Annotated in this window: 20 protein-coding genes; 14 read left to right on the forward strand and 6 right to left on the reverse strand. The window is 70.4% G+C overall.

Annotation, left to right across the window (positions count from 1 at the left end):
* Positions 1–2 precede the first annotated feature (2 nt).
* Genes kdpA through OG933_RS37220 form a run of 3 tightly spaced genes read left to right on the forward strand, consistent with a single transcriptional unit; the run spans position 3 to position 4,467 of the window.
* A complete protein-coding gene (kdpA, locus tag OG933_RS37210; protein ID WP_405631299.1) occupies positions 3–1,667 on the forward strand; it encodes a potassium-transporting ATPase subunit KdpA in 1,665 nt (554 codons plus the stop codon).
* Positions 1,664–3,793: a potassium-transporting ATPase subunit KdpB gene (gene kdpB / locus OG933_RS37215; RefSeq protein ID WP_405631302.1), complete on the forward strand. Its 2,130-nt coding sequence runs from the start codon at positions 1,664–1,666 to the stop codon at positions 3,791–3,793. The genes kdpA and kdpB overlap by 4 nt, the downstream gene beginning before the upstream one ends.
* A gap of 5 nt (positions 3,794–3,798) precedes the next feature.
* On the forward strand, positions 3,799–4,467 hold the full coding sequence (locus OG933_RS37220; RefSeq protein ID WP_405631305.1) for a potassium-transporting ATPase subunit C: 669 nt from the start codon (positions 3,799–3,801) through the stop codon (positions 4,465–4,467).
* Between the two features lie 163 nt (positions 4,468–4,630).
* Here OG933_RS37220 and OG933_RS37225 read toward each other — a convergent pair whose 3' ends face one another.
* From OG933_RS37225 to OG933_RS37235, 3 genes are all read right to left on the reverse strand, one after another.
* Complete coding sequence (locus OG933_RS37225; RefSeq protein ID WP_405631306.1) at positions 4,631–4,759, reverse strand: hypothetical protein; 129 nt, start codon at positions 4,757–4,759, stop codon at positions 4,631–4,633.
* A 79-nt stretch (positions 4,760–4,838) separates the two neighbouring features.
* Entirely contained in the window at positions 4,839–5,141 is a 303-nt protein-coding gene (locus OG933_RS37230) for a hypothetical protein (protein ID WP_405631308.1), read from the reverse strand.
* Between the two features lie 261 nt (positions 5,142–5,402).
* The gene (locus OG933_RS37235; RefSeq protein WP_405633624.1) at positions 5,403–6,374 is read right to left on the reverse strand and encodes an aldo/keto reductase; all 972 of its coding nucleotides are present in this window, start codon (positions 6,372–6,374) and stop codon (positions 5,403–5,405) included.
* 148 nt (positions 6,375–6,522) lie between these two features.
* Between OG933_RS37235 and OG933_RS37240 the strand changes: the two genes are divergently transcribed.
* The 3 genes from OG933_RS37240 to OG933_RS37250 all read left to right on the forward strand — a co-directional run bounded on the left by OG933_RS37240 (position 6,523) and on the right by OG933_RS37250 (position 8,812).
* Positions 6,523–7,128 (forward strand): TetR/AcrR family transcriptional regulator, encoded by a 606-nt coding sequence (locus tag OG933_RS37240; RefSeq protein WP_405631310.1) that lies wholly within the window; start codon positions 6,523–6,525, stop codon positions 7,126–7,128.
* Positions 7,129–7,329: 201 nt separating this feature from the next.
* Positions 7,330–7,722: an ester cyclase gene (locus OG933_RS37245; RefSeq protein ID WP_311729306.1), complete on the forward strand. Its 393-nt coding sequence runs from the start codon at positions 7,330–7,332 to the stop codon at positions 7,720–7,722.
* On the forward strand, positions 7,715–8,812 hold the full coding sequence (locus tag OG933_RS37250) for a Gfo/Idh/MocA family protein (RefSeq protein ID WP_405631312.1): 1,098 nt from the start codon (positions 7,715–7,717) through the stop codon (positions 8,810–8,812). Before OG933_RS37245 ends, OG933_RS37250 begins: the two co-directional genes overlap by 8 nt.
* Before the next feature lie 355 nt (positions 8,813–9,167).
* On the opposite strand, the gene OG933_RS37255 is transcribed toward OG933_RS37250, so the two are convergent.
* Positions 9,168–9,899, reverse strand: coding sequence for an NAD(P)H-binding protein (locus OG933_RS37255; protein WP_362528908.1), 732 nt, complete (start codon positions 9,897–9,899; stop codon positions 9,168–9,170).
* A gap of 182 nt (positions 9,900–10,081) precedes the next feature.
* Between OG933_RS37255 and OG933_RS37260 the strand changes: the two genes are divergently transcribed.
* Entirely contained in the window at positions 10,082–10,558 is a 477-nt protein-coding gene (locus OG933_RS37260; RefSeq protein WP_362528906.1) for an Rrf2 family transcriptional regulator, read from the forward strand.
* A gap of 45 nt (positions 10,559–10,603) precedes the next feature.
* On the opposite strand, the gene OG933_RS37265 is transcribed toward OG933_RS37260, so the two are convergent.
* Together OG933_RS37265 and OG933_RS37270 are read right to left on the reverse strand one after the other, a co-directional pair.
* Complete coding sequence (locus OG933_RS37265) at positions 10,604–11,890, reverse strand: MFS transporter (protein ID WP_405631317.1); 1,287 nt, start codon at positions 11,888–11,890, stop codon at positions 10,604–10,606.
* 370 nt (positions 11,891–12,260) lie between these two features.
* Positions 12,261–13,235, reverse strand: a complete 975-nt coding sequence (locus OG933_RS37270) for a LysR family transcriptional regulator (RefSeq protein WP_405631319.1) — start codon at positions 13,233–13,235, stop codon at positions 12,261–12,263.
* Between the two features lie 125 nt (positions 13,236–13,360).
* Between OG933_RS37270 and OG933_RS37275 the strand changes: the two genes are divergently transcribed.
* Genes OG933_RS37275 through OG933_RS37305 form a run of 7 tightly spaced genes read left to right on the forward strand, consistent with a single transcriptional unit; the run spans position 13,361 to position 20,207 of the window.
* Positions 13,361–14,383, forward strand: coding sequence for a fumarylacetoacetate hydrolase family protein (locus tag OG933_RS37275; protein WP_405631321.1), 1,023 nt, complete (start codon positions 13,361–13,363; stop codon positions 14,381–14,383).
* The gene (locus tag OG933_RS37280) at positions 14,380–15,342 is read left to right on the forward strand and encodes a cyclase family protein (protein WP_362268192.1); all 963 of its coding nucleotides are present in this window, start codon (positions 14,380–14,382) and stop codon (positions 15,340–15,342) included. The genes OG933_RS37275 and OG933_RS37280 overlap by 4 nt, the downstream gene beginning before the upstream one ends.
* A gap of 23 nt (positions 15,343–15,365) precedes the next feature.
* Positions 15,366–16,496, forward strand: coding sequence for an FAD-dependent oxidoreductase (locus OG933_RS37285; protein ID WP_362528896.1), 1,131 nt, complete (start codon positions 15,366–15,368; stop codon positions 16,494–16,496).
* Positions 16,493–17,500, forward strand: a complete 1,008-nt coding sequence (locus OG933_RS37290; protein ID WP_405631324.1) for an amidohydrolase family protein — start codon at positions 16,493–16,495, stop codon at positions 17,498–17,500. The genes OG933_RS37285 and OG933_RS37290 overlap by 4 nt, the downstream gene beginning before the upstream one ends.
* Before the next feature lie 5 nt (positions 17,501–17,505).
* Positions 17,506–18,438, forward strand: a complete 933-nt coding sequence (locus OG933_RS37295) for a VOC family protein (RefSeq protein WP_405631327.1) — start codon at positions 17,506–17,508, stop codon at positions 18,436–18,438.
* A 48-nt stretch (positions 18,439–18,486) separates the two neighbouring features.
* On the forward strand, positions 18,487–19,458 hold the full coding sequence (locus OG933_RS37300) for a fumarylacetoacetate hydrolase family protein (RefSeq protein WP_405631330.1): 972 nt from the start codon (positions 18,487–18,489) through the stop codon (positions 19,456–19,458).
* Complete coding sequence (locus tag OG933_RS37305; RefSeq protein ID WP_362528885.1) at positions 19,455–20,207, forward strand: SDR family oxidoreductase; 753 nt, start codon at positions 19,455–19,457, stop codon at positions 20,205–20,207. Before OG933_RS37300 ends, OG933_RS37305 begins: the two co-directional genes overlap by 4 nt.
* Positions 20,208–20,215: the final 8 nt, after the last annotated feature.

Consider the following 20,215-nt stretch of genomic DNA (forward strand, 5'->3'; position numbering starts at 1 on the left):
CCATGGGTCCCGTACTAGCCGGCGTACTCCAGCTGCTGGCTCTCATAGCGGCGCTGGCGCTCGCCTACGTCCCCCTCGGCACCTACATGGCCCATGTCTACTCCTCCGACCGGCACTGGCGCGTCGAGAAGTGGATCTACAAGGGCATCGGTGCCGACCCCGACACCGGGATGCGCTGGCCCGCCTACCTGCGCGGTGTCCTCGCCTTCTCGGCGGTCGGCGTCCTCTTCCTCTACCTGCTCCAGCGGCTCCAGGGACAGCTGCCCGGCTCGCTCGGCTTCAGGGCGATCGACCCGGACCAGGCGTTCAACACCGCCGCGTCCTTCGTCACGAACACCAACTGGCAGTCGTACTACGGCGAGCAGGCCATGGGCCACGTCGTGCAGACCGCCGGTCTGGCCGTGCAGAACTTCGTCTCGGCGGCCGTCGGTATCGCCGTCGCGGTGGCGCTGGTGCGCGGCTTCGCGCGCTCCCGCACCGGTGAGCTGGGCAACTTCTGGTCGGACCTGGTGCGCGGAACCGTCCGTATCCTGCTGCCGCTCGCCCTCGTCGCCGCGTGCGTGCTGGTCGCCTGCGGCGCCATCCAGAACTTCTCCGGCATCCACGAGGTCGGCCGGTTCATGGGCGGCTCGCAGCAGTGGAACGGCGGTGCGGTCGCCTCGCAGGAGGCCATCAAGGAGCTGGGCACCAACGGCGGCGGCTACTTCAACGCCAACTCCGCCCACCCGTTCGAGAACCCGACCCCGTTCACGAACATCTTCGAGATCTTCCTGCTGCTGGTGATCCCGCTCGCGCTGACCCGCACCTTCGGCATCATGGTCGGCTCCGTCAGGCAGGGTTACGCGATCCTCGCGACCATGGCCACCATCTGGGTCGGCTTCACGGCTCTGATGATGTGGACCGAGTTCGCCCACCACGGACCCGCGCTGGAACTCGCCGGCGGGGCGTACGAGGGCAAGGAGGTCCGCTTCGGCGTCGGCTCGTCCTCGATCTTCGCGGTGGCGACCACGCTCACCTCGACCGGCGCGGTGGACTCCTTCCACTCCTCCTTCACCGGCCTGGGCGGCGGCATCACCATGCTCGGCATGATGCTGGGCGAGATCGCGCCCGGCGGTACCGGCTCCGGCCTGTACGGCATGCTGGTCATGGCGGTCATCGCGGTGTTCATCGCCGGTCTGATGGTCGGCCGGACCCCCGAGTACCTGGGCAAGAAGATCGGCACCCGCGAGATCAAGTTCGCGGCCTGCTACATCCTCGTCACCCCCGCCCTGGTGCTCGTCCTCACCGCCGCCGCGATGGCCCTGCCCACGCCGGGCAACTCCATGACCAACTCCGGCGCGCACGGCTTCTCCGAGATCCTCTACGCCTACACCTCGGCGTCCAACAACAACGGCTCGGCCTTCGCCGGTCTGAACGCGGACACGCAGTGGTTCAACAGCAGCCTGGGCGTGGCGATGCTCCTCGGCCGCTTCCTGCCGATGGTGTTCGTGCTGGCCATGGCCGGCTCGCTCGCCGAACAGAGGCCGGTCCCGGCGACGGCGGGCACCCTGCGTACCGAAAAGCCTTTGTTCACCGGCCTGTTGGTGGGCGCGATCCTGATCATCACCGGCCTGACGTACTTCCCCGCCCTCGCGCTGGGACCGCTCGCCGAAGGGCTGGCGTCATGACTACCGACGTAACGAAGCAAGAGGACTCGATGTCCACAGCCGTCCCCACGCGGGCACCCCACCAGGATGTGCCGACCGGTCACCAGGACCAGGGCCGCGTCGGTGCGGGCCTGTTCGACCCCGGGCAACTCGTCAGGTCCCTGCCGGAGGCCTTCCGCAAGCTCGATCCGCGGGTGCTGGTCAAGTCGCCCGTGATGTTCGTGGTGTGGATCGGCTCCCTGCTGACCACCGTCTTCTCCTTCAAGGACCCGGGCGACTGGTTCGGCTGGACCATCAGCGCCTGGCTGTGGCTGACCGTCGTCTTCGCCAACCTGGCGGAAGCGGTCGCCGAGGGCCGGGGCAGGGCGCAGGCAGACACCCTGCGCAAGGCCAAGACCGACACCGTCGCCCGCAGGCTGGTGGGTGATCGCGAGGAGCAGGTGCCCGGCACCGCACTGCGCATCGGCGACCTGGTCGTCTGCGAGGCCGGCGACATCATCCCGGGTGACGGCGACGTCGTCGAGGGCGTCGCGAGCGTCGACGAGTCGGCGATCACCGGTGAGTCGGCGCCCGTCATCCGGGAGTCCGGCGGTGACCGCAGCGCCGTCACCGGCGGCACGAAGGTCCTCTCCGACCGGATCGTCGTCAGGATCACGACGAAGCCCGGCGAGACCTTCATCGACCGCATGATCGCCCTGGTCGAGGGCGCGGCCCGGCAGAAGACGCCCAACGAGATCGCGCTGAACATCCTGCTCGCCTCGCTCACGATCGCCTTCCTGCTGGCGGTGGCGACGCTGCCGCCCTTCGCGGACTACGCGGGCACACATCTGACGATGGTCGTGCTGGTGGCGCTGCTGGTCTGCCTCATCCCCACCACGATCGGCGCGCTGCTGTCGGCGATCGGCATCGCGGGCATGGACCGGCTGGTGCAGCGCAACGTGCTGGCCATGTCGGGGCGTGCGGTCGAGGCCGCGGGCGACGTGTCGACCCTGCTGCTCGACAAGACCGGCACCATCACCCTGGGCAACCGTCAGGCGTCGGAGGTGGTGCCGGTGACCGGCACCGGCGAGGCCGAACTGGCGGACGCCGCCCAGCTGTCGTCGCTGGCCGACGAGACGCCGGAGGGCCGCTCCATCGTCGTCCTGGCGAAGGAGAAGTACGGGCTGCGCGAGCGCCGGCAGGGAGAACTCGAGGGCGCCGAGTGGATCGCCTTCACCGCACAGACCCGGATGTCGGGCGTGGACGTCGACGGGCGCAGGATCCGCAAGGGAGCGGCCGGTTCGGTCGTCGCCTGGGTCCGGGAACAGGGTGGCGAAGTCGCCCAGGACGCTTCGGAGTTGACCGACCGTATCTCCGAGGCGGGCGGTACCCCGCTGCTGGTCGCGGTCGAGGACGCCGAGGGTGCCCGCGTGCTGGGCGTGATCCACCTGAAGGACGTCGTCAAGGACGGCATGCGTGAGCGGTTCGACGAGCTGCGCCGCATGGGCATCAAGACCGTCATGATCACGGGCGACAACCCGCTCACCGCGAAGGCGATCGCCGAGGAGGCCGGGGTCGACGACTTCCTCGCGGAGGCCACTCCCGAGGACAAGATGGCCCTCATCAAGCGGGAGCAGGCGGGCGGCAAGCTCGTCGCGATGACCGGCGACGGCACCAACGACGCACCCGCGCTGGCCCAGGCCGACGTAGGCGTGGCGATGAACACGGGTACCTCGGCCGCGAAGGAGGCCGGCAACATGGTCGACCTCGACTCCAACCCGACCAAGCTCATCGAGATAGTCGAGATCGGCAAGCAACTCCTCATCACCCGGGGCGCGTTGACGACGTTCTCCATCGCCAACGATGTCGCGAAGTACTTCGCGATCATCCCGGCGCTGTTCGCGGCGGTCTACCCGGGTCTGGACAGGCTCAACATCATGGGCCTGACCTCCCCGGACTCCGCGATCCTGTCCGCCGTCGTCTTCAACGCGCTGATCATCATCGCCCTGGTCCCGCTGTCCCTGCGGGGCGTGCGGTACCGGCCGGTGAGCGCGGACAGGATGCTGCGGCGCAACCTGACGATCTACGGCCTCGGCGGCCTGATCGCGCCCTTCGTCGGCATCAAGCTCATCGACCTGCTCCTCTCCCTCATCCCCGGGATCGGCTGAACGCCATGAACAACTCCCTGACCAACACCGCCCGGTTGCTCGGGGCGGGCCTGCGCGCCCTCCTCGTGCTGACCCTGGTGACCGGCGTCATCTACCCGTTGGTCGTCACCGGCATCGCCCAGGGGATCTTCCCCGGGAAGGCGAACGGCTCGGAGATCGAGGCGGACGGCAAGGTCGTCGGCTCGACGCTGATCGGGCAGTCGTACAACCTGCCGCTCAAGGAGGGACAGCAGACCCCGGAGCCCGACCTGAAGTGGTTCCAGGGCCGGCCGGCCAACGGCCTCGGCACCAACAGCGTCAACACCCAGTACAAGCTGATCCTTTCCGGCGCGACGAACCGCTCCGCCGACAACAAGGACCTCATCGACTGGGTGACCGCTGCCAAGGCCGCCGTCGTCAAGGACAACTCGACCGCCGACCACAAGGTCCGCCCCCGCGACGTGCCCGCCGACGCCGTCACGTCGTCCGGCTCCGGCCTGGACCCGGACATCTCCCCGCAGTACGCGGACATCCAGGTCCATCGGATCGCCGAGCGGAACGGTCTGTCCGTCGCCCGGGTCCAGCAGCTGGTCGACGAGCACACGGACGGCCGCACCCTCGGCTTCCTCGGTGAGCCCCGGGTGAACGTCCTGGAGCTCAACATCGCACTCAAGGACCTTGTGGACAAGGGCTGACGGCGGCACGCGACGCGTGGGGGAGTCGGCGGATCCGGGAGCGAAACCGGGTCAGCCGACTGAGAACTGTGCATCGTGAAGTTGCTGGTCACGGGTCTGGTGTGCGCGGGGTGCGGGATGCTCGTGCTGGTCGTGGGTGGATGACTTCGGTGAAGATCGTCGATCACCGGGACACTTCGCGGTTCGTGAGGACGAGCAGGCCATGGCATTTGCTCTTGCCGGAGTAGTTCTTCCGGTTCTCTTTGCCGGAGCGCCGGCGGGTGCGGATCAGCGTGCCGTCCAGCAGCACCATCCCGCCATCCTTGCGGGCGATCTTTTTGGATGGTTGTTTTTCTTCACACCAAACTCAACTGCCGCCGGGGGACAGCCAGTTACGCCGCCCGCACGATCGCCGGGATCTTGCGGTAGTCAGCGGGCAGCGCGGCCTCATCGCCCGTCCCGCCGCGGTGGGGGATCAGCAAAACCGCCCGTCCCGCCACCCGGGCCGCCGTCGGGGCGACGGCCGCGGCGGCCTCCGTCACAGCCTGGTCCTGTTCGGCCAGCCGGTGCAGGACCCGCTCGGCGATCACCAACTCCTCCCGCTCGGCCTGGACCTCCGCCAGCTGCTTGGCCAACTCCTCGGCGAGCGTGTCCGGTTCATTGCGGCGAGCCGTGATCCGCTCCAGCTCCAGCATCCCCACGCCCTCCCCGCGCTCTCCCGGCACCGGCCCGGTCAGGGATCGTAGGAGGGGCACGGCGGTCGGCGCAGCAGAACCCGACAACGGCCCTGGCGACAGGTCAGACGATCTTCACCATGGACACCCGTCGACGACCAGCGCGAGTACCCCGCACACCAGACCCGTGACCTGCGTACTTCATGTTGCACAGTCTCATGGGGAATGCGGCACTCCTCGCCCGGATGCCGACCCGCGGCGTGCGTGGTGGTACGTCTTCGATCAGCGGTCGATGGCGGCCATGTTGTCCGCGTCGTAGCGCTCGCCGGAGGCCGGGGGCAGGTCGTTCAGGCGGGCGACGTGGCTGGCGGTGAGCTCGATGTGGTCGGCGGCGGCGTTCTCCTCCAGCCGGGCGATTCGCTTGGTGCCGGGGATGGGCGCGATGTCGTCACCCTGGGCGAGCAGCCAGGCCAAGGCGGCCTGCGCGGGCGTGGTGTCGATCTCGGCGGCTACGGCCCGGACCTCGTCGACGATTCGCAGGTTGCGTTCCAGGTTGCCGTCGGCAAAGCGGTGGTTGGTGCGGCGCCAGTCGTCGGCGTCAAGATCGTTCAGGGAGCGGATGTTGCCGGTCAGGAAGCCGCGGCCAAGCGGGGAGTACGGCACGAAGCCGATACCCAGTTCGCGCAGGACGGGCAGGATCTCGGTCTCCGGATCGCGGGTCCACAGCGAGTATTCGGACTGGACCGCGGTGACCGGATGCACGGCGTGAGCGCGGCGGATCGTGGCGGGGCCGGCCTCGGACAGGCCGATGTGGCGGATCTTGCCTTTGGTCACCAGTTCGGCCAGCGCGCCAACGGTCTCTTCGATGGGCGTGCCGGGGTCCACCCGGTGCTGGTAGTAGAGGTCGATGTAGTCGGTACCCAGGCGCTTCAGTGATCCCTCCACGGCCAGGCGGATGTTGGCCGGGGTGCTGTCCGGAGCCGAGCCACCGGTGTGGGAGATCAGTCCGAACTTGGTCGCCAGCACGACCTCGTCCCGGTGCCCCTGCACGGCCCGGCCGACCAGCTCCTCGTTGATGAAGGGGCCGTACCCCTCAGCGGTGTCGATATGGGTGACCCCGAGGTCCAGAGCGCGGTGGATCGTGCGGATCGACTCGTCGTCGAACTGGCCGGCGCCGGTGTAGAACGCCGACATTCCCATGGCTCCGAGACCGATGCGCGAGACCTTGAGGCTGCCGAGCGAAATGGTTTTCATGGCGCGGACTTCCCTTCCCATTAGTTCAGTACCGATCGGTGCAGAACGGTAGCACATCAAGACCGACCGGTACTGAATTGCGTTCGCCACCGTTTAGGGATGAAACTGCTGGTCAGCGGGGATCTGTACCGAGTGGTACGGTTAGGGCATGGGTGACTCCCGTAGGGCCGTCATGGGTCGGCCTCGAGGGTTCGACATCGACCAGGCGCTGGAACGGGCGATGCGGGTGTTCTGGGCGCGAGGTTACGAAGGTGCAAGCCTCGCTGAACTGACCGGCGCCATGGGGATCACCAAGACGAGCATGTATGCGGCCTTCGGAAACAAGGAGCAGTTGTTCCGCAAGGCCCTCCAGCGCTACGGCGCGGGGCCGGCCGCCTACGCCACGCGCGCCCTGGAGGAGCCCACCGCACGGGCTGTGGCCTTGGCGTTCCTCCGCGGAGCGGTCTGCACCACGACCCCTCCCGGCGGCCCCTCCGGGTGCCTGACCGTGCAGGGTGCGCTGGCGTCGAGCGACGAGAGCCGGGCCGTCCACGACCTGCTTGTCGACTGGCGCAACGACGCGGGGGTCCGCCTCGAGGAGCGCTTCCGGCGCGCCGTCAACGAAGGTGATCTTCCGGGCGACGCCGACCCTCGGCGTCTTGCCCGGTTCATCATGACGATGGGTTTCGGCATCGCGGTGCAGGCCGCCAACGGCCTCGGTCCTGCCGAGCTCGATGAAATCGTCGACACGGCGCTGCTCGGCTGGCCCGCGTAGCGACTGCGCCCCTTCGCTCGCCCCGGTGAGACATCTCCTCACGTGAGGGCCGTGACAGTGCGGGAAAACTTCGGTACCGTCCGGTACGGAAGTTTCGGGCAGTAGTTCCTCCCCCTGCCGACGATCACCGCGACGAAACCGTCAAGGGCCGTCGCGAAACACCGAGCATGACCTCCGCTCCGGGGGCCGAAGAAGGGGATCATGTCCGACACCGACCTGCGCGAGTTCTACCTGCGCTACATCGGGGCGCTCAACGCACACGAGATCTCCCGCATGGACGAGTTCATCAACGACGAGACCACCCTGAACGGCGAGCCGGGCACTCGGGACCAGGTCATCGCTGTGCTGAACGGCGACATCGACGCGGTCCCGGACTTCCACTGGGAGCCCCGGGAGATCGCGGTCGACGGTGATCGCCTGGCCGCCCGTCTGACCAACACGGGCACGCCCGCCAAGGAATGGCTCGGCGTGGCTCCCACCGGCGCCTCGTTCGAGATCGTCGAGTACGCCATCTACCAGGTTCGTGACGGGCGGTTCGTGCACATGACGGCCCTGCACGACGCCGAGACCCTGAGGCGGCAGCTCGGTGCCTGACCCCCGTAAGCCGATCGGCGTCGGCATCGTCGGCCTGAGCGCCACGGGAGGCTGGGCGGCCGGGGCTCACCTGCCCGCGCTGAGCGCCGTCGACGGGATCGAGCTTCGCGCGCTGGCGGCGAGCTCCGAAGCCTCGGCCCAGGCCGCAGGAGCGGCGTATGGCGTACCCGCGTACACGTCGGTCGAGCAGCTCGCCGGCGACGAGAACGTCGACCTCGTTGTTGTCGCCGTCAAAGTGCCTCAGCATCGCGAACTCGTGTTGCCCGTGCTGAAGGCGGGAGTGCCGGTGCTCTCCGAGTGGCCGCTCGCCGTCGACCTGCGCGAGGCCGAGGAGATGGAGCGTGCCGCCGGGACGACGCCCACCTTCGTCGGTCTTCAGGGACGCTCCTCGCCTACCTTCCGCTGGCTGGCCGACCTCGTGTCCGAAGGATTCGTGGGGGAAGTGCTCTCCGCCACCGTCGTGGCGTCTTCGACCGAATGGGGCACTCCGGTGTCTCAGAACATGGTCTACACGCTCGACCGCAAGCTCGGGGCCACGATGTTGACCATCGCGTTCGGACACGCGATCGACCTGGTGTCGATGGTCGTCGGCGAGCTGCAGGAAGTGGTTGCTACGACCGCGACCCGGCGCCGCCACGTTCCCCTCGGGCGCACCGGGCAGGTCGTTCCGATGACCGCCGAGGACCAGATCGCGATCTCGGGCACCGTGGCGGGCGGGGCGATCCTGTCCGTCCACCACCGTGGAGGCGCGGCATCGGGTGCGGGGTTCTCTCTGATCATCGACGGCACGGAGGGGAGACTCGAGATTACCGCCGCCGAGTTCCCGCACATCGGTCCGGTCACGGTGTGTGGCACACGCAGCGGCGGTCGGCCTACGAAGGTCACGCTGCCCAGCGGCTACGACGACTATCCCGGCCTGGCCGGAACAGTGATCCACACGCTGGTGCACGCCTACGCCGGGATTCGGGACGACCTCATCCACGGAACGGCTGTCGCCCCGGACTTCACCCACGCCGTCAAGCGCCACCGACTCCTTGACGCGATCGTACGTTCCGCCGCCACAGGCCAGCGAAAAGCCCTCCATCCTTAGGCGCGCAGCCAGTCGATTTCGACACTGTCCGACATCACTTCGCCACATCGGCCCCTGCCATGTGTGTCGGCATACCCGGCCGCACGCTGACCGATCGAGAGCGGACACGAGCGAGCGTGGCGTTCGGCGCAGCAGAACCCGACAACGGCCCTGGCGACAGGTCAGACGATCTTCACCTTGGACACCCGCCGACTACCAGCGCGAGTACCCCGCCCGCCCCGCACACCAGGCCCGTGACCTGCGTACTTCATGTTGCACAGGTCTCACTCCGGCTCGCGCGAGGCCCGTGGTGCGCTGACCTGCCGTATGCCATCTGCCGTATGCCATCTGCCGTGTGCCATCGGCGCCTCGGCGGTCAGGAGAGCCAGTCGGTGTAGTGCGTGGGGGCGATGCGGGCGTCGCCCGGTGCGGTGAGGACGTCACCGTCGACCGCGGCGAACATGCCGGCGCTGTCGTCGGTGACGACGGTCCGCGCGTCGCTCTTGGCGGCGAGGGTGAGCCGGCCGAGTTCGTCGAGGGGGTACCGGTCGGGGCCCGCGATGTCGAGGACACCGTTCAGCGGTGCGCCCGCGGCCGTCTCGGCGACGAAGCGGGCCACGTCCGCGGCGGCGATCGGCTGGATCGGCGTGGCGGGCAGACGGACGGTGTCACCGTCGGCGGTCCAGGACAGGACCGCGTCCATGAACTCCATGAACTGCGTGGCGCGGACGATGGAGTAGGGGACGGCCCCGGCCTTGAGGATGTCCTCCTGGAGGACCTTCGCCCGGTAGTAGTCCAGGCCGGGGACCTGGTCCACACCGACGATGGAGAGGATGACGAAGTGCCGGACCCCGGCCTTCTCGCTCGCGGCGAGGAGGTTGTCCATCGAGGTCCGGAAGAAGTCGAGCGAGGCTTCGTCGAAGGTCGGGGAGTTCGACAGGTTGACGACGGCGTCCGCGCCCGCGAGTGCCGCCTCGAGGCCCTGGCCGGTGATGATGTCCACGCCCGTGGACGGTGAGTGCGGGACGGCCTGGTGTCCGGCCGCGTTGAGGTTCTTCACGACCTGCGACCCGATCAGCCCGGTGCCGCCGATGACTGCGAACTTCATGATCTGCCCTTCCCTCGATGGCCATGCCCGCTAGGCGACTTGTGCGCTGTATGCGGCTTATGTAACCACTGTCGCAACGGCACTGCCGTGCCGCGCGTAAACTCGGACACTTTCTATCCGAGATAATACTCGGACATCTCGTGTCCGTGTCAATGGCGCGCAGGTAGGGTGAGGGAGTGAAAATGTCCGGTGGCGTGGAGTGGGCTCTGCACTGCTGCGTCGTGCTGACCTCGGTGGAGGAGCCGGTGCCGGCGGCGCGGCTCGCGCAGCTGCACGATGTCCCGCCCACCTATCTCGCCAAGCAGCTCCAGGCCCTGTCGCGGGCCGGGCTCGTCCAGGCGGTGCAGGGGAAGTCGGGCGGCTACGTCCTGACCCGGTCGCCCGCTTTGATCACCGTGCTCGAGGTCGTCCAGGCGATCGACGGGCCCGGCCCGGCCTTCGTCTGTACGGAGATCCGCCAACGCGGCCCGATGGCGAGTCCGCCCGAAGCCTGCACCGCGCCCTGTGCGATCTCCCGTGCCATGGCCTCCGCCGAGTCGGCGTGGCGCGCGTCCCTGGGGTCCGTCACCATCGCCGACCTGGCAGGCGACGTCGAGTCCGACTACGGGAGCGGCGCCCTCGCCGGCATCGGTGCCTGGCTGGGCCCGGCCGACTCCTGAGACCGCGGCGACCCGCGCCCCGCCGGTCGGCGCGCGGGAAGATCGTCAGCCGGCGGTGAGAGGCACCCGCCGGCGGCCGGCGAGGCCGAGAGCGACCGCCCCGACGGACCCGGCGAGGGCGAGTACGCCCAGCGCCCCTGTCAGGCTGCCGACGGCCGAGGTCAGCGCGAGGACCACGAGTGGGCAGATGAACTGGCCGATGAAGAAGGAACCCGTCCACAGTCCGGTGCCTCGGCCGCGGTCGGCGTAGTCGAGCTTGGACAGGGCGAGGGTGAGCAGGCTCGGCAGCATGATGCCGCCGCCGAAGCAGTTGATCATGGCGCCGACGGTCAGGACGACGGGGCCGGGGGCGAGCCAGATCACGGCGAAGCCGAGCGCGCACAGGGCGAAGACGACGGGCAGCCAGGCGTCCGGGGTGCGGCCGAGCCGGGTGAAGACGACCGCGCCGAGCACGGTGGCGAGGCTGGAGGCGGCGATGGCGAGCCCGATCATGCCGGGGTCGGTCACGCCCATGTCGTCGAGGAGGAAGGCCATCTCCACCTGGACGGTGTAGAAGAGGACGGCGCCGAAGACGGTGAGCGCGCACGTCCCGGCCAGCGGCCGCCACGGGAAGGGACGCCGGGCCGGCTCCGGGAGTACGGCAGGGGAGGGAGCGGTGGGCGCGACGGGGGAGGGGGCGGTGGTGTTGCCGGTCGGCCGGGGGCGGGGCAGGAAGGCGGCCATGGCGGGGGCGAGCAGCAGGCTCACCGCGTAGGCCCAGAACGGTGTGCGCCAGCCGGCCGATCCCGCCGCGCCGCCCAGGACGAAGAAGGCCGTCGCGGAGATCGACGCGCACATCGTCTGCATGGCCAGGTAGCGGTCGCGTTGCCGGCCGGAGTAGTAGTCGCCGATCAGTGTGGTGCAGCAGGTCATGATGGCGGCTTCGACGACGCCGACGAGGGCGCGGCCGGCGACGATGGCGCCGAGGGAGTCCAGCCACAGCGGAGAGGTGCCGACGACGGCGTAGAGCGCGGTGGCGATCACGAGGAGGCGTTTACGGCCGAGCCGGTCGACGACGATGCCGGCGAAGGGCGCCAGCAGTGCCAGTGAAAGGGCCGGGATCGTCAGGGCCATGGGGACCAGCGCCTCGACGCCGGGGGTGCCGGCGAAGTGGTCCCGCATCCGCGGCAGGACGGGAGCGATGAGTACGGCGCCCAGGATGGGCAGACAGCTGCCGGCCATCAGCAGCGTGAGGCGAAGCCGGTGGCCGGCTCCGGACACGGGCTGCTCGGAGGGTGCGTCCTCGACGGCGGCGAGCTGCGGGGACGGCAGCGGGGGCACGGGTGCGGGCATGCGGGAACTCCACCTGGCGGGTCGGGAGGGGGACGGGGGCGCGGCTGTCTCGGTGAGGCCGCCCGGAACGCGGGGCAGATCCGGAACAGCGCATGGCCGATCCGGAAACGCCGAGCGGATCCGGAACACGGAGCCGTTCCGGAACACCACACGGCCGGACCGGAACTCGGCGTGGATCCGGAGCGCTCGGCGGGGCCGGAGTGTGGGGCACCGATGATCGCCGTGGCGTCGCGAAGGTCCGGCTCACCGGGGACTGCGCCGCCCCGGCGGGGATGAGTGGGGCGGCTCCGGCGCCGGGTTGAGACGACTATGAGGTACCGCGCAGGACCTGCCTAGCCCCCGGCCGATCGAGATCGAAGATGTGGATCATTCATGCCCTGGATGCGGGCGATGCGGGCGATGCGGGCGATGCGGCCGATGCGGCCCGGGGACCGGATGCGAGCGCGCTCAACTCCGCTCCCACGCGGGCCGCGGTGTCGCGCAGCCACATGTGCGCGGCGTCGTGGGTGTGGACCGGGTGCCACCACAGGGCTTCCTGGAGGGGGACCACCTCGTACGGCGCCGCCATGACGCGTACGGCGGCCACCCCGCGCAGCTGCTCGGCCAGGCGCTGCTGCACCAGGGCGATCCGGCGGGTGCCGGCCACCAGGAACGGCAGCACCTGGAAGCTGTCCACGGAGACCTCGACGCGCGGTTCGATGCCGAGCATGCTCAACTGGCGGGCGGCGGGGGCGTCGTAGGTGCGCTGATAGGTGACCCAGGGCAGGCGTGCCAGGTCGTCCATGGTCAGCCGGTCGCCGACCTCGTCGTTGGTCTCGGCGACGAGAAAGGCCCAGCCGTCGGTGAACAGTTCGACGGCGGGGAAGCCGCTGATGACGCCGTGCGGCATCAGCAGTCCGTCGGCCGTGCTGAGCAGGGTCGCCGTCTCCTCCGTCACGTCGGTCGGAGGCCGCTGGAAGCGCAGCCGCACCCCGGGAGCCTCGGCGTGCACGGTCCGGGCGAGCTCGGCACCGAACACGGCGACGGCGTAGTCGGAGGAGAGCAGCGTGAACTCGTGCTCCTCGCTGCCGGGCACGAACTCGGCCCTGCTGCTGAACACCCTTTCCAGCAGGTCGCAGGCGGTGGCGGTGCGGTCGAGCAGCGCGCGCCCGAGGGCCGTGAGCTCGTACTGGCCGCCGACGCGGGAGAGCAGCTCGTCGTCGAAGTGGCGGCGCAGGCGGGCCAGGGCCGCGCTCATCGCGGGCTGGCTGAGCCCGATGCGCTGCCCGGCCCGGGTGACGTTGCGTTCCTCCAGCAGCGCCCGCAGGGACAGGACGAGGTTGAGATCGAGGCCGGACAGGTACACAGCGCCTCCACACCGAGGCCGCGCCGGGCGGCGTTATTCATGCAATGGATGATCGATATCCAAAGAATCGATTTCCCAGATTACGGGAGGTGGGGCCAGATTAGTCGCATCGCAATCAGGAGGACATGTCAGTGAAACCCGCAGCCCCTTCCGCGTCCTTCTCCGGACCCTTCGCCCTCGGCACCTTCTCCGCCCCTGACCAGGCGTCCTTCCCCGGCCTCGTGGTCCCCGAAGGGCGAGTGCTGGACCTTCGTACCGCCTTCCGCGACCCCGCCCTGACGACCCGGCGGCTCTTCGAGCGCTGGGACGAGGTGCTGCCGCGCCTGGGCGCCCTCGCGGCGGACGGCACCGACGCCCCCACCGACACCGCCGACGCCTGGCAGCCGCTCGACGGACTGCGGGTGCACGCGCCGGTCGAGCCCCGCCAGGTCTTCCAGTCCGGCGCCAACTACCGGCAGCACGTGATCGACCTGGAGGTCGCCCACCGCGCGCCCGACGACCCGCGCACCCCGGAAGCGGCCCGGGCGGAGATCGCCGAGGTCATGGACCGAAGGGCGGCGGAGGACCTGCCGTACGTGTTCATCGGCCTGCCGAGCGCGATCACGGGTCCCTACGACGATGTCGTCCTGCCCTCCTGGGCCGAACAGCCGGACTGGGAGCTGGAGTTGGCGGTCGTCGTCGGCAGGCCGGCCTATCGGGTGTCCGTGTCGGAGGCCCTGGCGCACGTCGCCGGGTACACGATCGCCAACGACCTCACCGACCGTGCCACCGTCTTCCGCCGGGACATGAAGGCCATCGGCACGGACTGGCTGCGCAGCAAGAACGCGCCCGGTTTCACCCCGCTCGGCCCCTGGATCGTGCCGGCCGCGTCGATCGCCGACCCGGGCGATCTGCGGGTCACCCTGAAGCTGAACGGCGAGACCATGCAGGACGAGTCAACCAAGGACATGCTCTTCGGTATCGCCCGGCTGGTGTCGTACGCCTCGCGGACCTCCCGGCTCCTGCCCGGCGACCTGGTGCTGACGGGCTCACCGGCGGGCAACGGCATGCACTGGGGACGGCTGCTGCGCGACGGCGACGTCATGGACGGCTCGATCACCGGGCTCGGCTCCCAGCGCACCCGCTGTATCGCGCAGGGGGCGTCGTGAGCCTGGACCGCCACGACCCCGAGGGCGCGATCGCCGAAGCGGCCAAGTCGTATTCCAACTGGGGGCGTTGGGGCGAACGCGACGTGCTGGGCACCCTGAACTTCCTCGACGAGGCGAAGCGCCGCGAAGGCGCCGCACTGGTCCGCCGGGGAGTCAGCTTCTCGCTCGCGCAGTCCTTCGACATGAACGGCCCGCAGAAGGGCTGGCGGCGGCGCACCAACCCGGTGCACACCATGCTCGACACCGGCACCGACGCCGCCCTCGGCAACCAGGGCTTCCCGCACGGCATCGGCGGCGCCGACGACGTGATCGCGATGCCGCTCCAGTGCTCCACCCAGTGGGACGGTCTCGGTCACATCTTCGACCACGGCAAGGCGTGGAACGGCCGGCCGGCCGAGCAGGTCGTCACCTCGGACGGTGATCTCGTCACCGGCATCGAGCACATGGCGCCGTACGTCGCGGGACGCGGGGTCCTCCTCGATGTCGGCCGAACCATCGGAGAGGACGGCGAGTTGGCCGACGGGTTCGCCATCACCGAGGAGCACCTCACCGCGACCGCCGACGCGCACGGCGTGGCGGTCGGCCGCGGGGACATCGTCGTCGTGCGGACCGGACGGCTGGCCCGCGCCCGACGCGAGGGCTGGGGCGACTACGCGGGCGGCGACTCGCCCGGCCTGTCCTTCACCACGGCCGGCTGGCTGCACCGCACCGAGATCGCCGCGATCGCCACCGACACCTGGGGCTTCGAGGTACGGCCGAACGAGTTCGACGCCGCCTTCCAGCCCCTGCACCAGGTCGCCATCCCCAACATGGGCCTGCTCATCGGGGAGATGTGGGACCTCGACGCGCTCGCCGCCGACTGCGCGGCGGACGGCCGGTACGCGTTCTGGCTCACCGCCGCGCCCCTGCCCATCACCGGAGCCGTCGGCTCACCCGTCAACCCGGTCGCGGTCAAGTAGCCCGCGCGACAAGGGAGCTTCCCATGACCACACCCCGCACGGTCCTCGTCATCGGCGGCGGCGCCGCAGGCAACGCCGTGACCGTCCTGCTGCGGCGCGCCGGCCTCGCCGTGGACCTGATCGAGGCCAAACCCGACTGGAACGCCACGACCGGCTCCGGCATCACCCTCCAGGGCAACGCCCTGCGCGTACTGCGCGAGATCGGCGTCCAGGACGAGGTCGAATCCGCAGGCTGGGCCTTCGGCTCGCTGGGCGTCGTCGCCCCGGACGGCACCCTTCTCCATGAGGCCGAGGACATCCTGACCGGCGGCGAAGACCTGCCCGCCACCCTGGGCATGCAGCGGCCCCGGCTTCAGCAGATCCTCATCGACGCCGTCCGCGCCAGTGGCGCCGGCGTCCGCCTCGGCACCACCGCCGAGACCCTGGACCAGGACGCCGAAGGCGTCTCGGTGCGCTTCAGTGACGGCTCCACCGCCCGGTACGACCTGGTGATCGCCGCCGACGGACTCAACTCCGCGACCCGGGCCGCCATCGGCATCACGGCGAAACCCGAGCCGACCGGCATGGCCATCTGGCGCACCACCGCCCCGCGCCCCGCGGGGCTGGTGCGCACCGACCTGGCCTACGGCGGCCCGGCGTACATCGCCGGCTACTGCCCGACCAGCGAGCACACCCTCTACGCCTACGTCGTCGAGGCGTACCGCGACCGCGCCGCCATCGACCCGGCCTCCTACGCCGACGAGATGCGCCGGCTCACGCGGGGATACGGCGGCCACTGGGCCGAGATCACCCCGCACATCACGGACCCCGCGAACGTCAACTACACCTGGTTCGACCGACTGCTGGTCGAGGGCTCCTGGCACCGTGGCCGGGTGGTGCTCGTCGGCGACGCCGCGCACTGCTGCCCGCCCACCCTCGCGCAGGGCGCGGCCATGTCCCTGGAGGACGCCTCCGTCCTCGCCGAACTCCTCACCGCCGGCCGGGACTGGGACGGCACACTGCTCCAGGAGTACTACGAGCGCCGCATCCCCCGGGTGCGGGCGGTCGTCGAGGCGTCCGTGCTGCTCGGGCAGTGGCAACTGGACGGCGTCCGGGACGCCGACGTCCCCGGTCTGATCGGCCGGACGATGACGATGCTCAAGGAACTGCCGTGACCACCCGCCCGACGCCGACCGTCGACGTGCACGCCCACGTCCTGCTCCCCGAGGTCGACGCCCTCGTCGCCGGCCTCCCGGGACTGACCGCGGCCAGGGAGCTGGACGCCCGGCGCAACGGCCCCGCCTCCCTGGCCGTCAGCGGCCCCATGGTCCGTGAGCGCGTCCCGCGGCTGACCGATGCCACCGTGCGGCTGGCCGCCATGGACGCGCAGGGCGTGGACGTGCAGCTGGTCAGTCCGTCGCCCTCGCACTACCACTACTGGGCGGACGAGGAGACCGCCGAGAAGCTGTACCGGCTCGCGGGCGAGGCGACCGCCGCGCACTGCGCCCGGGCGCCCGACCGGCTGAAGGGGCTCGGACTCGCTCCGCTCCAGCACCCGGACCTGGCCGTACGCGCACTCGAACACGCCCTGGAACAAGGTCTGTCGGGAGTGGAGATCTCCTCCCACGCCCCGGGCCGGGAACTGTCCGACCCGGCGTACGAGCCCTTCTGGGCGCGGGCCGAGGAGACCGGTGCGATCCTCTTCCTGCACCCCTTCGGCTGCACGCTCGACGAGCGCCTGGACCGCTGGTACCTGTCCAACACCGTGGGCCAGCCCACCGAGAACGCCGTCGCCCTCTCCCACCTGATCTTCTCCGGGGTGCTGGACCGGCACCCCGGGCTGACGCTGATCGCCGCGCACGGCGGCGGCTATCTGCCCACCCACATCGGCCGCTCCGACCACGCCTGGTCGGCGCGCGCCGACGCGGGAGCCGGCTGCGCCCACCTGCCCAGCAGCTACCTCAGGCGGCTGTACTTCGACTCGCTGGTCCACGACCCGCACGTCCTGCGGGAGTTGATCCGCGCCGTCGGCGCCGACCGCGTCCTCCTCGGCTCGGACTTCCCCTTCGACATGGGCACCGAGGACCCCGTCGGCGCGCTGCGCGCGGCCCGGCTGCCCGACGCCGACTTCCACGCCGTACGAGGCGGCAACGCCGCCGCCCTCCTCCGGAAGGACTGACCCCCATGCGTCTGCTCACCCACCTGCGGCACGTCGACCTCGCCGTGCCCGACTACGACAGGCAACTCGACTTCTACGCCGGTGTCTGGGGCCTGACGAAGGTCGCCGAGGACTCCGGGATCTCCTTCCTGGCCGCCGAGGGCAGCCCCGAGAATTACGTCGTACGGCTGCGCAAGGCCGACGAGAAGCGCCTCGACCTGGTCTCGTACGGCGCCGCGTCCGCCGCCGACGTCGACACGCTCGCGGAACAACTGCTGGCCGGCGGAGTTCAGTTGGTCACGCGGCCGGGCAAGGTCGAGACCCCGGGCGGCGGCTACGGCTTCCGCTTCTTCGACGTCGACGGCCGCACCGTCGAGGTCTCGGCGGACGTCGAGACCCGGCAGCACCGCAAGATCGAGGAGAAGGAGGCCATCCCGGTCAAGCTCTCGCACGTGGTCCTCAACTCCCCCGACCTGAACGTCACTCGGGAGTGGTACGAGCGCCACCTGGGCTTCCGGCTCTCCGACACCCTCATGCATCCCCGGATGGGTGAGGCCATGCACTTCATGCGGATCAGCAACCAGCACCACTCCATGGCGATCGCCAAGGGCCCGCACACCTCCCTGCACCACGTCTCCTTCGAGATGCGCGGTATCGACGAGTACCTGCGCGGCTCCGGCCGGGTGATCCGCTCGGGGGCCCGCAAGCTCTGGGGCCCGGGGCGGCACACGGCGGGCGACAACACCTTCACCTACTTCCTCGACCCGCAGGGCAACACCGTCGAGTACACGACGGAGCTGGAGCTGCTGGACGAGGACACCTGGCACCCGCACGTCTACGACTTCTCCCAGCCCGAGATCGCCGACCAGTGGGGCACCGCCAACCCCATGAACGAACTCGTCGCCAAGGAGTCGTTCAACGACGTCGACCGCGGCGTGTTCACCGCCCCGCCGGTCTGACCCCCGCCCCCGAGCCACACCCCGAGCCCCCGGAGCCTGGAGCCGTCCATGCGTTTCGCCACCTACGAACACCAGCACCGTCGCCGGGTCGCCGTCGTCGACGAGGACGGCACCCTCCGCCCGGTGCCCGGCGCGCGCTCGCTCACGGAGCTGATCCGGTCCGGCGACGGCCTCGACGCGCTGCTCGGCGTCGGCGCCGCCGCCCTCGGCGCTGTGGCCGGACCCCATGTGTCCGAGGTGCGGCTGCTACCGCCGCTGGAGCCGCCCACCGTGCGGGACTTCGTCACCTTCGAGGAACACGTCGAAGGGGTACGACGGTCCGTGGACGGGGTCGGCGGGGTACCGGAAGCCTGGTACGACGCCCCGACCTTCTACTTCACCAACCCGTACGCCGTCGTCGGCGCCCACGACGACGTGCCGGTGCCGCCGGGCAGCCACCTGCTCGACTTCGAGCTGGAGGTCGCGGCGGTCGTCGGCCGCGAGGGACGGGACCTCACCCCCGAACGGGCACGGGACCACATCGTCGGTTACACGGTCTTCAACGACTGGTCGGCCCGGGACCTCCAGTCCCGGGAGATGCAGGTCCGACTCGGCCCGTGCAAGGGCAAGGACACGGCCGCCACCCTCGGGCCGTACCTGGTCACCGCGGACGAGCTGGAGCCGTACCGGGACAGCGACGGCTTCCTGCGCCTGGCACTGACCGCCGCCGTGAACGGCGAGGTCATCGGCGAGGACCTGCTGTCGAACATGAGCTGGACCTTCGAGGAGATGGTCGCCTACGCCTCACGGGGCACCGTCGTCCGCCCCGGCGACGTGCTCGGCTCCGGCACCTGCGGCAACGGCGGCTGCCTGGCGGAGCTGTGGGGGGTACGCGGACAGCAGTCACCGCGGCCGCTGCGGCCCGGTGACACGGTCACCCTCACCGTCGAGGGCATCGGCACGGTCTCCAACACGGTGGTGGCGGGCGCCGATCCGGTGCCGCTCCCCGCCGCCCGCCGCCGTACCCGGGAGCGGCCGTGACCGCTCCGCACCGGGGGAGGCTCCCGGGCAAGGTCGTGGTCGTCACCGGCGCGGCCCGCGGCCAGGGCGCGGCGGAGGCCGCGGCGCTGGTCCGCGAGGGCGCCCGGGTGGTCGCCACCGACGCCCGGCCGACGGGCGACTGCCGGCGCCTCGACGTCACCAGCGAGGACGACTGGGCCGAACTGGCCGCGTTCCTGCGGGAGTCGTACGGCGAGGTGCACGGCCTGGTCAACAACGCGGGCATCACCTGGCGCGCCCGCGTCGGCGACGTACGGCCCGAGGACTTCGCCCGCGTCCACGCCGTCAACGTCACCGGACCGCTGCTCGGCATCCAGCACCTGGCCCCGCTGATGCCGCCGGGTTCCTCCGTCGTCAACGTCGGCTCCTCCGCCGCCCTCACCGGCCACTACCCGGTCGCCTACACGGCGAGCAAGTGGGCCCTGCGCGGCCTGTCGAAGAGCGCGGCCACCGAACTCGGCCCGCGCGGCATCCGCGTGAACACGATCCACCCCGGCTTCATCGAGACCGAGATGACCGCCTCCGCCGCGCCCGCCTTCCGCGACGCGAACGTCCGCGAGACACCGCTCGGCCGCACGGGCACCGCGCACGAGGTCGCCCCGCTCGTGGTGTTCCTGCTGTCCGACGAGGCCTCCTTCATCACCGGCGCGGAGATCCCCGTCGACGGCGGCCTCACCGCGCACGGCGGCGTGAAGTCCGTCTCCGACGCCCTGCGCGAGGCGGCGCCGTGAGACGCCCC

The organism is Streptomyces sp. NBC_00016 (genome assembly GCF_045040885.1).
GTDB lineage: Bacteria > Actinomycetota > Actinomycetes > Streptomycetales > Streptomycetaceae > Streptomyces > Streptomyces coriariae.

What these genes read in the sequence shown, in the direction of transcription:
- kdpA (WP_405631299.1), top strand. Translation starts at nt 3, where the DNA reads ATGGGTCCCGTACTAGCCGGCGTACTCCAGCTGCTGGCTCTCATAGCG.
- kdpB (WP_405631302.1), top strand. Translation starts at nt 1,664, where the DNA reads ATGACTACCGACGTAACGAAGCAAGAGGACTCGATGTCCACAGCCGTC.
- OG933_RS37220 (WP_405631305.1), top strand. Translation starts at nt 3,799, where the DNA reads ATGAACAACTCCCTGACCAACACCGCCCGGTTGCTCGGGGCGGGCCTG.
- OG933_RS37225 (WP_405631306.1), bottom strand. Translation starts at nt 4,759, where the DNA reads ATGGTGCTGCTGGACGGCACGCTGATCCGCACCCGCCGGCGCTCCGGC.
- OG933_RS37230 (WP_405631308.1), bottom strand. Translation starts at nt 5,141, where the DNA reads ATGCTGGAGCTGGAGCGGATCACGGCTCGCCGCAATGAACCGGACACG.
- OG933_RS37235 (WP_405633624.1), bottom strand. Translation starts at nt 6,374, where the DNA reads ATGAAAACCATTTCGCTCGGCAGCCTCAAGGTCTCGCGCATCGGTCTC.
- OG933_RS37240 (WP_405631310.1), top strand. Translation starts at nt 6,523, where the DNA reads ATGGGTGACTCCCGTAGGGCCGTCATGGGTCGGCCTCGAGGGTTCGAC.
- OG933_RS37245 (WP_311729306.1), top strand. Translation starts at nt 7,330, where the DNA reads ATGTCCGACACCGACCTGCGCGAGTTCTACCTGCGCTACATCGGGGCG.
- OG933_RS37255 (WP_362528908.1), bottom strand. Translation starts at nt 9,899, where the DNA reads ATGAAGTTCGCAGTCATCGGCGGCACCGGGCTGATCGGGTCGCAGGTC.
- OG933_RS37260 (WP_362528906.1), top strand. Translation starts at nt 10,082, where the DNA reads ATGTCCGGTGGCGTGGAGTGGGCTCTGCACTGCTGCGTCGTGCTGACC.
- OG933_RS37265 (WP_405631317.1), bottom strand. Translation starts at nt 11,890, where the DNA reads ATGCCCGCACCCGTGCCCCCGCTGCCGTCCCCGCAGCTCGCCGCCGTC.
- OG933_RS37275 (WP_405631321.1), top strand. Translation starts at nt 13,361, where the DNA reads ATGTCAGTGAAACCCGCAGCCCCTTCCGCGTCCTTCTCCGGACCCTTC.
- OG933_RS37285 (WP_362528896.1), top strand. Translation starts at nt 15,366, where the DNA reads ATGACCACACCCCGCACGGTCCTCGTCATCGGCGGCGGCGCCGCAGGC.
- OG933_RS37295 (WP_405631327.1), top strand. Translation starts at nt 17,506, where the DNA reads ATGCGTCTGCTCACCCACCTGCGGCACGTCGACCTCGCCGTGCCCGAC.
- OG933_RS37300 (WP_405631330.1), top strand. Translation starts at nt 18,487, where the DNA reads ATGCGTTTCGCCACCTACGAACACCAGCACCGTCGCCGGGTCGCCGTC.